Annotated in this window: 22 protein-coding genes; 2 read left to right on the plus strand and 20 right to left on the minus strand. The window is 61.4% G+C overall.

Annotation, left to right across the window (positions count from 1 at the left end):
* Window positions 1-17 precede the first annotated feature (17 nt).
* Window positions 18-2,066, plus strand: a complete 2,049-nt coding sequence (gene uvrB / locus VWP12_RS00995; protein WP_410474244.1) for an excinuclease ABC subunit UvrB — start codon at window positions 18-20, stop codon at window positions 2,064-2,066.
* 86 nt (window positions 2,067-2,152) lie between these two features.
* Here uvrB and VWP12_RS01000 read toward each other — a convergent pair whose 3' ends face one another.
* Window positions 2,153-2,803: a hypothetical protein gene (locus VWP12_RS01000; RefSeq protein WP_410474245.1), complete on the minus strand. Its 651-nt coding sequence runs from the start codon at window positions 2,801-2,803 to the stop codon at window positions 2,153-2,155.
* Window positions 2,804-3,064: 261 nt separating this feature from the next.
* On the opposite strand from VWP12_RS01000, the gene VWP12_RS01005 reads away from it, so the two are divergent.
* Window positions 3,065-3,454: a DUF302 domain-containing protein gene (locus VWP12_RS01005; protein WP_410474246.1), complete on the plus strand. Its 390-nt coding sequence runs from the start codon at window positions 3,065-3,067 to the stop codon at window positions 3,452-3,454.
* Between the two features lie 102 nt (window positions 3,455-3,556).
* On the opposite strand, the gene rplQ is transcribed toward VWP12_RS01005, so the two are convergent.
* The 19 genes from rplQ to rplP all read right to left on the minus strand — a co-directional run bounded on the left by rplQ (window position 3,557) and on the right by rplP (window position 12,779).
* Window positions 3,557-3,955 (minus strand): 50S ribosomal protein L17, encoded by a 399-nt coding sequence (rplQ, locus tag VWP12_RS01010; protein WP_410474247.1) that lies wholly within the window; start codon window positions 3,953-3,955, stop codon window positions 3,557-3,559.
* Window positions 3,956-3,979: 24 nt separating this feature from the next.
* Window positions 3,980-4,975 (minus strand): DNA-directed RNA polymerase subunit alpha, encoded by a 996-nt coding sequence (locus VWP12_RS01015; RefSeq protein ID WP_125199295.1) that lies wholly within the window; start codon window positions 4,973-4,975, stop codon window positions 3,980-3,982.
* Between the two features lie 20 nt (window positions 4,976-4,995).
* Window positions 4,996-5,619 carry a 30S ribosomal protein S4 gene (rpsD, locus tag VWP12_RS01020; RefSeq protein ID WP_125199294.1) on the minus strand — a complete coding sequence of 208 codons (624 nt, stop codon included), beginning with the start codon at window positions 5,617-5,619 and terminating at the stop codon, window positions 4,996-4,998.
* 28 nt (window positions 5,620-5,647) lie between these two features.
* Window positions 5,648-6,037, minus strand: a complete 390-nt coding sequence (rpsK, locus tag VWP12_RS01025; protein WP_125199293.1) for a 30S ribosomal protein S11 — start codon at window positions 6,035-6,037, stop codon at window positions 5,648-5,650.
* 34 nt (window positions 6,038-6,071) lie between these two features.
* Window positions 6,072-6,428 carry a 30S ribosomal protein S13 gene (gene rpsM / locus VWP12_RS01030; RefSeq protein ID WP_410474248.1) on the minus strand — a complete coding sequence of 119 codons (357 nt, stop codon included), beginning with the start codon at window positions 6,426-6,428 and terminating at the stop codon, window positions 6,072-6,074.
* Window positions 6,429-6,508: 80 nt separating this feature from the next.
* Window positions 6,509-7,843, minus strand: a complete 1,335-nt coding sequence (gene secY, locus VWP12_RS01035) for a preprotein translocase subunit SecY (protein ID WP_125199291.1) — start codon at window positions 7,841-7,843, stop codon at window positions 6,509-6,511.
* Window positions 7,844-7,846: 3 nt separating this feature from the next.
* Entirely contained in the window at window positions 7,847-8,275 is a 429-nt protein-coding gene (gene rplO, locus VWP12_RS01040) for a 50S ribosomal protein L15 (protein ID WP_125199290.1), read from the minus strand.
* Window positions 8,275-8,472, minus strand: coding sequence for a 50S ribosomal protein L30 (gene rpmD / locus VWP12_RS01045; RefSeq protein ID WP_136867496.1), 198 nt, complete (start codon window positions 8,470-8,472; stop codon window positions 8,275-8,277). The genes rplO and rpmD overlap by 1 nt, the downstream gene beginning before the upstream one ends.
* The gene (gene rpsE / locus VWP12_RS01050; RefSeq protein WP_125199288.1) at window positions 8,469-8,984 is read right to left on the minus strand and encodes a 30S ribosomal protein S5; all 516 of its coding nucleotides are present in this window, start codon (window positions 8,982-8,984) and stop codon (window positions 8,469-8,471) included. Before rpsE ends, rpmD begins: the two co-directional genes overlap by 4 nt.
* A gap of 12 nt (window positions 8,985-8,996) precedes the next feature.
* Window positions 8,997-9,350, minus strand: a complete 354-nt coding sequence (rplR, locus tag VWP12_RS01055) for a 50S ribosomal protein L18 (RefSeq protein ID WP_125199287.1) — start codon at window positions 9,348-9,350, stop codon at window positions 8,997-8,999.
* Window positions 9,351-9,364: 14 nt separating this feature from the next.
* Window positions 9,365-9,892: a 50S ribosomal protein L6 gene (rplF, locus tag VWP12_RS01060; RefSeq protein ID WP_125199286.1), complete on the minus strand. Its 528-nt coding sequence runs from the start codon at window positions 9,890-9,892 to the stop codon at window positions 9,365-9,367.
* A 15-nt stretch (window positions 9,893-9,907) separates the two neighbouring features.
* Window positions 9,908-10,300: a 30S ribosomal protein S8 gene (gene rpsH / locus VWP12_RS01065; RefSeq protein ID WP_410474249.1), complete on the minus strand. Its 393-nt coding sequence runs from the start codon at window positions 10,298-10,300 to the stop codon at window positions 9,908-9,910.
* Window positions 10,301-10,312: 12 nt separating this feature from the next.
* A complete protein-coding gene (gene rpsN, locus VWP12_RS01070) occupies window positions 10,313-10,618 on the minus strand; it encodes a 30S ribosomal protein S14 (protein ID WP_125199284.1) in 306 nt (101 codons plus the stop codon).
* Window positions 10,619-10,636: 18 nt separating this feature from the next.
* Entirely contained in the window at window positions 10,637-11,176 is a 540-nt protein-coding gene (gene rplE, locus VWP12_RS01075) for a 50S ribosomal protein L5 (protein ID WP_125199283.1), read from the minus strand.
* Between the two features lie 14 nt (window positions 11,177-11,190).
* Complete coding sequence (gene rplX, locus VWP12_RS01080; RefSeq protein WP_125199282.1) at window positions 11,191-11,511, minus strand: 50S ribosomal protein L24; 321 nt, start codon at window positions 11,509-11,511, stop codon at window positions 11,191-11,193.
* 12 nt (window positions 11,512-11,523) lie between these two features.
* Complete coding sequence (gene rplN, locus VWP12_RS01085; RefSeq protein WP_058574709.1) at window positions 11,524-11,892, minus strand: 50S ribosomal protein L14; 369 nt, start codon at window positions 11,890-11,892, stop codon at window positions 11,524-11,526.
* A gap of 11 nt (window positions 11,893-11,903) precedes the next feature.
* The gene (gene rpsQ, locus VWP12_RS01090) at window positions 11,904-12,173 is read right to left on the minus strand and encodes a 30S ribosomal protein S17 (RefSeq protein ID WP_125199281.1); all 270 of its coding nucleotides are present in this window, start codon (window positions 12,171-12,173) and stop codon (window positions 11,904-11,906) included.
* Window position 12,174: 1 nt separating this feature from the next.
* Complete coding sequence (gene rpmC, locus VWP12_RS01095) at window positions 12,175-12,366, minus strand: 50S ribosomal protein L29 (RefSeq protein WP_125199280.1); 192 nt, start codon at window positions 12,364-12,366, stop codon at window positions 12,175-12,177.
* A complete protein-coding gene (gene rplP, locus VWP12_RS01100; protein WP_410474250.1) occupies window positions 12,366-12,779 on the minus strand; it encodes a 50S ribosomal protein L16 in 414 nt (137 codons plus the stop codon). Before rplP ends, rpmC begins: the two co-directional genes overlap by 1 nt.
* Window positions 12,780-12,795 lie beyond the last annotated feature (16 nt).

The raw sequence follows: 12,795 nt of genomic DNA on the forward strand, positions 1-12,795 counted from the left end.
CTATATACTCCCACCCCATGTCAGAACACCGTTTCCAGATCGCAACAGACTACCAGCCGGCCGGCGACCAGCCCCGCGCCATCGAGACGCTCGTCGAGGGTCTCAACGACGGGCTGATGCACCAGACCCTGCTCGGGGTGACCGGCTCGGGCAAGACCTTCACGATGGCCAACGTCATCCACGAGGTGCAGCGTCCGGCACTGGTGCTCGCGCCCAACAAGACGCTGGCCGCCCAGCTATACGGCGAGCTCAAGGGGTTCTTCCCGCACAACGCGGTGGAGTACTTCGTTTCCTACTACGACTACTACCAGCCCGAGGCCTACGTGCCGGCCTCGGACACCTTCATCGAGAAGGATGCCTCGGTGAACGAGCACATCGAGCAGATGCGCCTGTCGGCCACCAAGGCCCTGTTCGAGCGCCGCGACGTCATCATCGTCGCCACCGTCTCGTCGATCTACGGCCTGGGCGACCCCGAGGCCTACCTCAAGATGATCCTGCACCTGGTACGCGGTGATCAGGTCTCCCAGCGCCAGATCATCCGGCGGTTGGCCGAGATGCAGTACACCCGTAACGACATGGAGTTTCGTCGCGGCACCTACCGGGTGCGTGGCGACGTGATCGACATCCACCCCGCCGAGGCCGACGACGAGGGGGTGCGGATCGAGCTGTTCGACGACGAGATCGAACAGATCACCCTGTTCGACCCCCTCACCGGCCAGGTGCGCCGCCGAGTGCCGCGCTACACGGTCTACCCATCCTCGCACTACGTCACCCCGCGTGGACGCCTGCTGAGCGCGATCGAGCAGATCAAGGTCGAGCTCGACGAGCGCCTCAAGGATCTCGAATCGCAGGACAAGTTGGTCGAGGCGCAGCGCCTGGCCCAGCGCACCCGCTTCGACATCGAGATGATCCAGGAGCTCGGCTACTGCAACGGGATCGAGAACTACTCGCGTTACCTCTCGGGACGCCAGCCGGGCGAGCCACCTCCCTGCCTCTATGACTACCTGCCATCCGACGCCCTGCTGATCATCGACGAATCGCACGTGACCGTCCCGCAGCTCGGCGGCATGTACAAGGGCGACCGCTCACGCAAGGAAACGCTGGTGAACTTCGGCTTCCGCCTGCCCTCGGCAATGGACAACCGCCCCTTGAAGTTCGACGAGTTCGAGCGCCTGATGCCCCAGACGGTCTACGTCTCGGCCACGCCCGGCCCCTACGAGGAGACGCATGCCGATCAGATCGCCGAGCAGGTGGTCCGCCCGACCGGGCTGGTCGACCCGCAGATCGAGGTCCGTCCGGTCGCCAGCCAGGTCGACGACCTGCTCTCCGAGATTCGCCTGCGCGCCGAGAAAAATCAGCGGGTGCTGGTCACCGTGCTCACCAAGCGCATGGCGGAAGACCTGACCGATTACCTGATGGAGCACGACGTGCGGGTGCGCTACCTGCACTCGGACATCGATACCGTCGAGCGCGTCGAGATCATCCAGGACCTGCGGCTGGGTGAGTTCGACGTGCTGGTCGGCATCAACCTGCTCCGAGAAGGGCTCGACATCCCCGAGGTGTCATTGGTTGGCATCCTGGACGCCGACAAGCAGGGCTTCCTGCGTTCGGAACGCTCGCTGATCCAGACCATAGGCCGGGCCGCCCGCAACCTCGAGGGCAAGGCCATCCTCTACGGCGACACCATCACGGATGCCATGCGCAAGGCGATCGACGAGACCGACCGCCGCCGCGAGAAGCAGCTGGCGCACAACGAAGCGATGGGCATCACGCCGCGCGGCATCCAGAAGAGCGTCGAGGATATTCTCGAGGCCGGTGAATCCCGCATCCCCGGCGCCCGTCCGGGGCGCAAGCGTCGCGGGGCGGACAAGGCAGCCGAAGCACCGGCCGATTACGCCACCCTGTCACCGGCCCAGGCCGCCAAGCGCATCAAGACGCTCGAGGCCGAGATGCACCGCCACGCCCGCGACCTGGAGTTCGAGGCCGCCGCCCAGGCGCGCGACGAGCTGCACAAGCTCAAGGAGGCCTTCTTCGGTGCGACCGAGCCCGGTTACAGCGACGACTGAGGCAACGAGCGATTCGACGCCACGCACGAAAAAGGCCGGTCCCGCGTGGGACCGGCCTTGCTACTGTCTACAGATGCGTTGAGCGATTAGCCGCCCTGGCCACCTTGGCGCATCTTCATGGCTTTCTCGCGCAGCTGCTGCATTTCCTCGGACTGCTTCTCCATCTTGGCGAACAGCTCATTGGCTTCCGGATTGTTTTCCTTCATTACCTGCTCGACGTCACCACGCAGGTCCTGAGCCATGCTCTGCACTTCCTCGTCCTGGAATGCCTGCTGCTGACGCTGCTGGAATTCCTGCTGCTGCTGACGGAAGGCTTCGACCTCTTCCTCGGACGGCTGTTGCTCGCCACCCTGGTACTTGGACATGGTGGCCTTCATCTCCTCGAATTCCTTCTCGGCGTCGTAGCCGCCGCTGGACATCTTTTCGGCGATCTTGGCCTGCAGCGCCTCACGCTTCTGACCCAGCTCCGGGTTGTTCTCGTAGGCCTGCTGCTCCATCTCGCTCAGCTTGGCCTGCGTTTGCTGGAGCTCCTGTTGAACCGAGCGCATCTCTTCCATCAGCTGGCGCTGTTCGTCGGTCATTTCCGGCATCTGACCCTGTGCCGGAGCGCCGCCCTGACCACCGTGCGGTGCGGACTGACCACCCTGCTGGGCCACGGCCGCGCCACTGAAGGCGAGCGCAGCGGAGACACCGGCGGCCATCACGGATTTGCGCAACTTCTGGTTCCAAACGGACATGCAATCACTCCTCATTTAAATGATTCGGCTTTACACGGAATACGTGCCGGGTGCCGAGCCCCGATAGAAAGGTGCGACAGCCGTTTCCTTCGGAAAGTTCCATAATCATGGCGAACCCCGTATATCGGCCGTCGCGAAACCTTCTGCATCGTAGGAGACCGTCAGCCGCTTCGCAACCAGGATCCTTGAACCGAATCATTAGACACCGGGCCGGTTTGCTAAGCTTGCGCCCGGATACAAACCAATCGGAGCAACTGACCCATGATCGACGAACACCACAGTCCGCACGATTTCGAGACCACCTGCCAACGATTGAGTGATGCCGTACCGGCCAATGGGTTTGGCCTGCTGCACACGCATGACATCCACGGCACGCTCAACGCCAAGGGCGTCGACTTCGCCCCGCAATGCCGGGTATTCGAAGTCTGCAATCCCAGGCGTGCCGCCGAGGTGCTTGCCGTTCGAATGGACCTCGCCAACGCCCTGCCCTGCCGCATCGCCGTTTACGAGCGCGACGGGAAGGTCATCGTCTCGATGATCCGCCCAACTGCCATGCTCTCGATGCTGAGCGACGATGCCGCGCTTACCAATGTCGCGACCGAGGTCGAGCAGACGATGAACCGCATCATCGATGAAACGGTCAGCGCCTGACCGCCGCCGACGGCGATGCCGACATCCCCTGAACAAGAAAAAGCCCGCCGAATTGGCGGGCTTTCTACATTGTGACGGACGCATCGCCCGCCGATTGCCGAATTACTCGGCGGCAGCTTCCTCGACGGCCTGTGCCGGCTCGGCGCTACGCTCGACCAATTCGACGTAGGCCATCGGCGCCGCATCACCAGCGCGATAGCCGCACTTAAGAATGCGCAGGTAACCGCCCTTGCGCTCCTTGAACCGCGGACCGACGTCGGAGAACAGCTTGCCGACGGTGCTCTTGTTCCCGACCTTCGCAAAGGCCTGACGACGAGCGTGAACGCTGTCTTCCTTTGCCAGGGTGATGAGCGGCTCGGCGACGCGACGCAGCTCCTTGGCCTTGGGAACCGTGGTCTTGATGACCTCGTGCTCGATCAGGGCATTGGTGAGCGAACGCATCAGCGCCTTGCGCTGTGAGGCGTTACGACCCAACTGCCGACCGGATTGACGATGACGCATGTCAAATACTCCAAAAAATTTCGTTCAAATCTTGGATTCGCTCAGATTCTGGAGCTCGGCCGGCGGCCAGTTCTCCAGTTTCTGCCCGAGGGACAGCCCCTGCTTAGCCAGCACGTCCTTGATCTCCGTCAAGGACTTCTTGCCAAGGTTCGGGGTCTTGAGCAATTCCATTTCCGACCGCTGGATCAGGTCGCCGATGTAATAGATGTTTTCCGCCTTGAGGCAGTTCGCGGAACGAACGGTCAGCTCCAAGTCGTCGACCGGGCGAAGCAGCACCGGATCGACGGACGGGGCCTGCTCTTCGACCGGCTCGGCCTTTTCCGCCTTGAGATCGACCAGCACCGACAGTTGATCGACCAAAATGCCGGCCGCCTGGCGGATCGCATCCTCGGCCGAGATCGAGCCGTTGGTCTCGATATCGAGAACCAGCGAATCGAGGTCGGTGCGCTGCTCGACACGCGCCCGCTCCACCGAGTAGGCGACGCGACGCAGCGGCGAGAACGACGCATCGATGAGCAGACGACCGACCGTCGTTTCCTCGTCGTCACGACGGGCGCTGGCCGGCACGTAACCCATGCCGCGCTCGACCTTGAAGGTCATGTTCAGCTCGGCATCGTCACGCAGGGTCGCGATGACGTGATCCGGGTTCATGATCTCGACCGAATGATCCGCCTTGATGTCGGCGGCGGTCACGGTCCCCGGACCGGTCTTCTTGATGCTCAGCACCGCCTCGTCGCGACCGTGCATGGTGATCGACAACCCCTTGAGATTGAGCAGGATTTCGAGCACGTCCTCCTGGACGCCCTCGAGCGCGCTGTACTCATGGAGTGTGCCTTCGATCTCCGCCTCAGTGACGGCCACGCCCGGGATGGACGAGAGCAGGATACGCCGCAACGCATTGCCCAGCGTGTAGCCAAACCCACGCTCCAACGGCTCCAGCACGACGCGCGCATGGGTGTCGTCGATCGTTTCCACGTCGACCAGGCGCGGCTTGAGAAGCTCTGTAGAACCCAGTTGCATTACGTACCCCCGAAAACCGTTTACTTCGAATACAGCTCGACAACGAGCGATTCGTTGATGTCCGCCGGCAATTCGTCCCGTGTCGGAACGGCCTTGAAGACGCCTTCCATCTTGCTGGAATCGACCGTAACCCACGGCACGACTTCGCGCTGGGCGGCCAGTTCGAGGGCGTCCTTGACGCGTTGCTGCTTCTTGGCCTTTTCGCGCACCGAGACCACGTCTTCCATGGAAACCTGGTACGACGGGATGTTGACCACCTCACCGTTGACCAGCAGGCCGCGATGCGACACGAGCTGACGTGCTTCGGCGCGCGTGGCACCAAAGCCCATGCGATACGCGACGTTGTCCAGGCGACACTCGAGAATCTGCAACAGGTTCTCGCCGGTGGAGCCCTTCATTTGCGCAGCGCGCTTGTAGTAGTTACGGAATTGCCGCTCGAGCACACCGTAGATGCGACGCAGCTTCTGCTTTTCGCGCAGCTGCAGACCGTAGTCAGACACCTTCTGGCGACGGCCGGAACCGTGCTGGCCAGGGGCGCGATCGTGATGGCACTTGTCTTCCAGTGCGCGGACGCCGGACTTCAGGAAAAGATCCGTGCCTTCGCGCCGGGCAAGCTTACAAGTAGGACCGAGATAACGAGCCATAAGTCAAATACTCCTTACAAACGCACCGTCAAACGCGACGCTTTTTGGGCGGACGGCAACCATTGTGCGGGATGGGGGTGACGTCAGTGATCACGCCCACCTTGAAGCCCACGGCGTTGAGCGCGCGGATGGTCGACTCGCGACCCGGGCCGGGGCCCTTGACTTCAACATCGACGTTCTTGACCCCATATACCTTGGCTGCCTCGCCGGCACGTTCGGCCGCAACCTGTGCCGCGAACGGGGTCGACTTGCGAGAACCGCGGAAACCCGAGCCCCCGGAAGTCGCCCAGCTGAGGGTGTTGCCCTGACGGTCGGTGATCGTCACGATCGTATTGTTGAACGACGCATGGATATGCGCGACCGCATCGGTGACGACGCGTTTTACCTTTTTACGGGTACCTTGACTTGCTTTAGCCATTAAGATCCTACTCTCGAAAGAATATTAAGCCTGATTAGCGCTTGACCAGGCGCCGCGGACCCTTGCGAGTCCGTGCGTTAGTGCGTGTGCGCTGTCCACGCAACGGCAGACCACGGCGATGACGCAGGCCACGGTAACAACCAAGGTCCATCAGACGCTTGATGTTCATGGAAACGTCGCGACGCAGGTCGCCTTCGACTACATACTTGCCGACTTCCGCACGCAGGGCCTCAACCTCTGCCTCGGACAGGTCGCGCACCTTGCGATCCTCGGCCACGCCGGTGGCTTCGCAGATCTGCTTGGCGCGGGTCGAGCCGATTCCGTAGATGGAAGTCAGGCCAATGACCACATGTTTCTGAACGGGAATGTTGATCCCAGCAATACGTGCCATCGATATATCACCCCAAAAAAGAGCGCGAAAGCGTAACGCAACGCGCCGTCAATAGCAAACGGAAACGACGGGCCGTGTGATTACAGCCCGTTCTTGAAATGTGCCTTGCGAACCAGGCTGTCGTACTGGTGCGAAACCAGGTGAGACTGCACCTGCGACATGAAGTCCATCAACACGATCACGATGATCAGCAGAGACGTACCGCCGAAGTAGAACGGCACGTTCCAGTACAGGATCAGGAACTCCGGCAGCAGGCAGACCGCGGTGATGTAGATCGCGCCCCAGAAGGTGAGACGGGTCAGCACCTTGTCCACGTAGCGTGCGGTCTGCTCGCCGGGGCGGATCCCCGGAACGAACGCACCCGAGCGCTTCAGGTTGTCTGCGGTCTCGCGGGCATTGAACACCAGCGCGGTGTAGAAGAAGCAGAAGAAGATGATCGCGGCCGCGTAGAACAGCACATACAGCGGCTGACCCGGCGACAACGTGTTGGACAGGTCGGCGAGCCAACCCATGCCTTCCTGCTGGCCGAACCAGTTACCCACCGTCGCCGGGAACAGGATGATGCTCGATGCGAAGATCGGCGGAATGACGCCCGCCATGTTCAGCTTCAACGGCAGATGGGAGGACTGCTGCCCCGCCATGCCCCGACCCTGCTGGCGCCGCGCGTAGTTCACTGTGATCCGGCGCTGACCGCGCTCGACGAACACGACAAACGCAGTAACCGCGAGGATCAGCACGCCCAGGATCAACATCGTGAACACGTGCAGCTCACCGGTGCGGACCAACTCGGCCGTGCCGCCAATAGCGCTCGGCAGCCCCGCGACGATGCCGGCGAAGATGATCAGGGAAATACCGTTACCCACGCCGCGCTCGGTGATCTGCTCGCCGAGCCAGACCAGCAGCATGGTGCCACTGACCAGGGTCAGGGTGGCGATGAAGACGAAGGCGATGCCGGGGGCGAACACCAGCGGCGAACCGCCGACCGACTGACCCTGCAGTGCGATCGACACGCCCAGCGCCTGGACCAGGCCCAGGCCGAGTGTGCCGTAGCGGGTGTACTGGGTGATCTTGCGCCGACCCGCTTCGCCTTCTTTCTTCAGCTTCTCCAGCGACGGCACCACTGCCGTGAGCAACTGCACGATGATCGCCGCCGAGATGTACGGCATCACGCCCAGGGCAAACAGGGACATGCGCGAGAGCGCCCCGCCGGAGAACATGTTCACCATGCCCAGGATGCCGCCGGAGTTCTGCTCGAAAAGCGCCTTCATGACGTCCACGTCGATGCCCGGCAACGGGATGAATGTCCCGATCCGGTACACCACGAGCACCATGATGACGAAGAAAATACGTTGCCGGAGCTCGGTCAAACGACCGGCCCCGGCAAGTGCGCCTATCCCTGAGTTTGCCTGTGCCACTCTTTACTCCGCTGAACCACCGGCGGCTTCGATCGCCTGGCGCGCGCCTTTGCTGATCGCCAGACCCTTGACCTGCAGCTTCTTCTCCACGTCACCCTGAAGGATGATCTTGACGCTCTTGACGTCGTTGCGGATCAGGTTAGCGGCCTTGAGCGACGCGAGCGTGACCTCGCCGTCCAGGCGATTGAGTTCCGCAGTACGGATCTCCGCCCGGTACAGCGACTTGGCCGCACGGAAGCCCATCTTCGGCAGACGACGCTGCAAGGGCATCTGACCGCCCTCGAAGCCGGTCTTGTGGAAGCCGCCGGAACGTGACTTCTGGCCCTTGTGGCCGCGACCGCCGGTCTTGCCCAGCCCGGAACCGATACCGCGACCGACGCGGTTGGCGTCCTTGCGGCTACCCTCGGCAGGGGAAAGTTTGTTCAAACGCATTACTTCGCTTCCTGTACGTCGAGCATGTAGTGGACGCGATTGATCATGCCCCGGTTTTCCGGGGTATCGGCCACTTCCACCTCTTGGTGCATACGGCGGATGCCCAGCCCACGAACGCAGGCCTTGTGGGACTCGAGTCGATTGTTCATCGACCGAACCAGGCGCACCCGGATCTTGCCATTAGCCTTCTGACTCATGCCTCATCCCCCAGGATTTCCTCGACACGCTTGCCACGCTTGGCAGCAACCGCTTCCGGCGACTGGATCTGGGAGAGACCATTGATCGTCGCCCGGATCACGTTCATGTGATTGCGGGTCCCGATGCACTTGGCCAGCACGTTACGAACGCCTGCTGCCTCGAAGACGGCACGCATTGCGCCGCCGGCGATGACACCAGTACCTTCCGATGCCGGCTTCATGAACACCCGACCGGCGCCATGACGACCCTTGGTCTGGTAGTGGAGGGTCCCGTCACGGAGCGGCACGTCAATCATGCTGTTGCGTGCACGGTCCATTGCCTTCTGGATAGCGGCCGGCACTTCTTTTGCCTTGCCGTAGCCATAGCCAACTCGGCCTTCGCCATCACCCACCACGGTCAGCGCGGTGAACGAGAACTGGCGGCCACCCTTGACGACCTTGGACACACGGTTGATCGTGACCAGCTTCTCGATCAGGCCTTCGTTCGAGACGTCTTTTGCGTTACGGCTCATTGCTTCACCTCTTTAGAACTTCAGGCCGGCTTCGCGTGCCGCGTCGGCAAGTGCCTTGACACGCCCGTGGTAAATGAAACCCGAGCGATCAAACGCCACGGACTCGATGCCCTTCTCCAGGGCAGCCTTGGCAATGGCCTCGCCCACCTTCTTGGCGGCGGCCACGTTGCCACCGAATTCGCCGTCGGCGAGTACACCCTTGCCTACCGTGGAAGCAGTAGCGATCACCTGACCTTCCGGTGCGAAGACCTGAGCGTAAGTATGGTTGCTGCTCCGGTGCACGCTCAGGCGATGGACGCCGAGCTGCTTGATCTTGGCCCGGGTGCGACGTGCGCGGCGCAGCCGCTGTTTTGTACTTTCATTCATCGCGTCACCCTCGATTATTTCTTCTTGGCTTCCTTACGCAGGATGCGCTCATCCGCGTACTTGACACCCTTACCCTTGTAAGGCTCCGGCGGACGCAATGCCCGTACGTTGGAAGCCACCTGGCCGACCTTCTGCTTGTCCGCGCCACGGATGATGATTTCCGTCGCCGACGGGGTTTCCGCGGTGACGCCGTCCGGCAGCGGGTAATCGATCGGATGCGAGAAACCCAGCTGCAGGTTCAGGGTCCGACCCTGTACCTGAGCGCGGTAACCGACGCCGACCAGTTGGAGCTTGATCTCGAACCCGTTGGCGACACCGTCGACGCTACCCTGTGCCAGGGAACGCATGGTGCCGGCCATCGGAATGTTGTCATCACTGTTCGGTGCGAACCGGATCTCGTTGTCTTCGAAGGTCACGCCGACCGTCGGGTGAACATTCAGGGTCAGCTCACCGTTCTTGCCCTTGAAGGACAGAACCTGGTCTTCGAGCTTGACCTCGACACCCTTGGGGACCGCGACCGGCTTTCGTGCTACTCGACTCATAAATCCCCCAACCGGTTACGAAACAAAGCAGACGACTTCGCCGCCGATATTGCGACGACGTGCTTCACGGTCCGGCATCACACCTTCGGAGGTGGAAACCACGGCAACACCCAGACCACCAAGCACCTGCGGGAGGTCCTCGGCGCCGAAGAACTTGCGCGACCCGGGACGGGAAACGCGGTTCAGCTTTTCGATGACCGGCTTGCCTTCGTAGTAGCGCAGGGTGACCACCAGTGTCGGCTTCTTGTCGCCCTCGACGCGGATGTCGGCGATGTAGCCTTCGTCCTTCAACGTCTCGGCGACTGCCTTCTTGAACTTGGAGGCCGGCATGCGGACCTCCGGCTTGCGCGCGGCCTGGCCGTTGCGGATGCGCGTCAGCATGTCCGCGATCGGATCATTCATACTCATAACGCGTTCTCCTTACCAGCTCGACTTGCGCAGGCCCGGGATTTCCCCGGACATGGCCAGTTGGCGCAGCTTGTTGCGACCCATGCCAAATTTCCGGTAGACGCCCTTCGGACGACCGGTCAGTGCGCAGCGGCGCACCTGGCGGGTGTAGGAAGAATCGCGCGGCAGCTTGGCCAGCGCGGCGGAGGCCGCCATCTTCTCGTCGAACTCCACTTCGGGGTCGGCGACGATCGCGCGCAGCTTGGCGCGCTTGTCGGCATACTGGCGAGCAAGCTTCTGGCGCTTGACCTCGCGAGCAATCATGCTTTTCTTAGCCATAGTCTCGTTTCGTCTCTGTTAACGACGGAAGGGGAAACCGAAGCCGTCGAGCAATGCCCGGGCCTGGTCGTTGTCCTTCGCGGTCGTTGTGATCGTGATATCCATACCCCGGACCTGATCGACCTTGTCGAAGTCGATTTCCGGGAAGATGATCTGTTCGCGAACCCCGAGGCTGTAATTACCACGGCCGTCAAACGACTTCGGGCTCAGGCCACGGAAGTCGCGGATACGGGGGCTCGCCACATGGATCAACCGATCGAGGAATTCGTACATGGTACGTCCCCTGAGGGTGACCTTGACACCCAACGGCATGCCTTCACGGAGCTTGAAGCCCGCGATCGACTTGCGCGCATACGTCACCACCGGCTGTTGACCGGTGATCAGGCCGAGTTCTTCCACTGCGCTATCGATTACCTTCTTGTCACGAGCGGAATCACCCAGGCCCATGTTCAACGTAATCTTGGTCAGCTTCGGAACGGCCATTACGTTGTCGAGTTCGAGCTTCTTGGCGAGCTCGCCACGCAACGTCTTGGAGTAGTATTCCTGAAGTCGAGCCATTTCTCTGTTTCCTGTTAAGCGTCAACGACTTCGCCGTTGGATTTGAAATAACGAACCTTTCGACCGTCTTCAAGCGTCTTGAAGCCGACCCGGTCGCCTTTTTCGGAGGCCGGATTAAACAGCATCACGTTGGAGATATCAATGGGCTTCTCCATTTCGATGATGCCGCCGGTCCGTCCGATCATCGGATTGGGCTTCTGGTGCTTCTTCACCATGTTGACCCCTTCGACGACCACTCGGGCCCCATCTTCAACGACCCGCAGCACGGTGCCACGACGACCATTGTCTTTACCGGTGACGACGACCACGTCGTCACCTTGGCGAATCTTGCGCATCTCGACCCCCTCTTAAATCACTTCTGGCGCGAGCGAGACGATCTTCATGAACTTCTCGCCACGCAGCTCACGGGTGACCGGGCCAAAGATCCGGGTACCGATCGGCTGCAGCTGGGCGTTCAGAAGAACCGCCGCGTTGCCGTCAAAACGGATCAGCGACCCGTCCGGACGACGCACGCCCTTGGCCGTGCGAACAACCACCGCGTTGTAGACCTCGCCCTTCTTGACGCGGCCACGCGGGATCGCGTCCTTCACGGACACCTTGATTACGTCGCCGATCTCGGCGTAACGACGATGCGAGCCGCCCAGCACCTTGATGCACTGGACCTTGCGCGCGCCGCTGTTATCTGCCGAATTCAGCACGGTTTGCATCTGAATCATGACGAAACTCCTTACTCAGCCGAGCGTTCGACAACGCGGACCAGGGTCCAGGTCTTGTTCTTGGAGATCGGACGCGTCTCGCGAACTTCGACGCGGTCGCCCTGGCGACAGGTGTTCTCTTCGTCATGCACCCGCAACTTGCTGGTGCGCGTCATGTACTTGCCGTACAGCGGATGCTGCACGCGACGCTCGACCGCGACCGTAATGGACTTGTCGCCCTTGTCGCTGACAACCACCCCTTCACGGGTGCGGACATTCTTTTCTTCGGATACCGTCGTCATCTCAGGCACGCTCCTTTTCCGCAATCACGGTCTTGATACGAGCAACATTGCGACGCGCTTCCAGCGCCAGGTGGGTCTTCGCCTCCTGGCCCGTGGCATGCTGCATGCGCAGGTTGAATTGCTCGCGCTTGACGGCCAACAGCTCTTCGCGCAGCTCGTCGACGGATTTCTCACGCAATTCTGTTGCCTTCATCACATCACCAACCGTGTTACGAACGTGGTCTTCACAGGCAGCTTGGCGGAAGCGCGTTCGAAAGCTTCGCGCGCCACCTCCTCGCTGACCCCCTCGATTTCGTACAGCATCTTGCCCGGCTGCACCTTGGCAACCCAGTGCTCGACGCTGCCCTTGCCCTTACCCATACGGACTTCCAGGGGCTTCTGGGTAATCGGGGTGTCCGGGAAGATCCGAATCCAGATCTTACCGCCCCGCTTCACGTGACGAGAGATGGCACGACGGCCAGCCTCGATCTGACGGGAAGTAATATTTCCGCGCTCAAGGGTCTTCAGGCCGAATTCGCCGAAGCTCACCTTGTTGCCGTTATTGGCAACGCCGCGATTCTTGCCCTTGAACTGCTTGCGGAATTTTGTACGTTTTGGCAGCAGCATTTTTCAAAGCTCCACT

Source organism: Guyparkeria sp. TX1, from assembly GCF_046523965.1.
Classification (GTDB): Bacteria; Pseudomonadota; Gammaproteobacteria; order Halothiobacillales; family Halothiobacillaceae; genus Guyparkeria.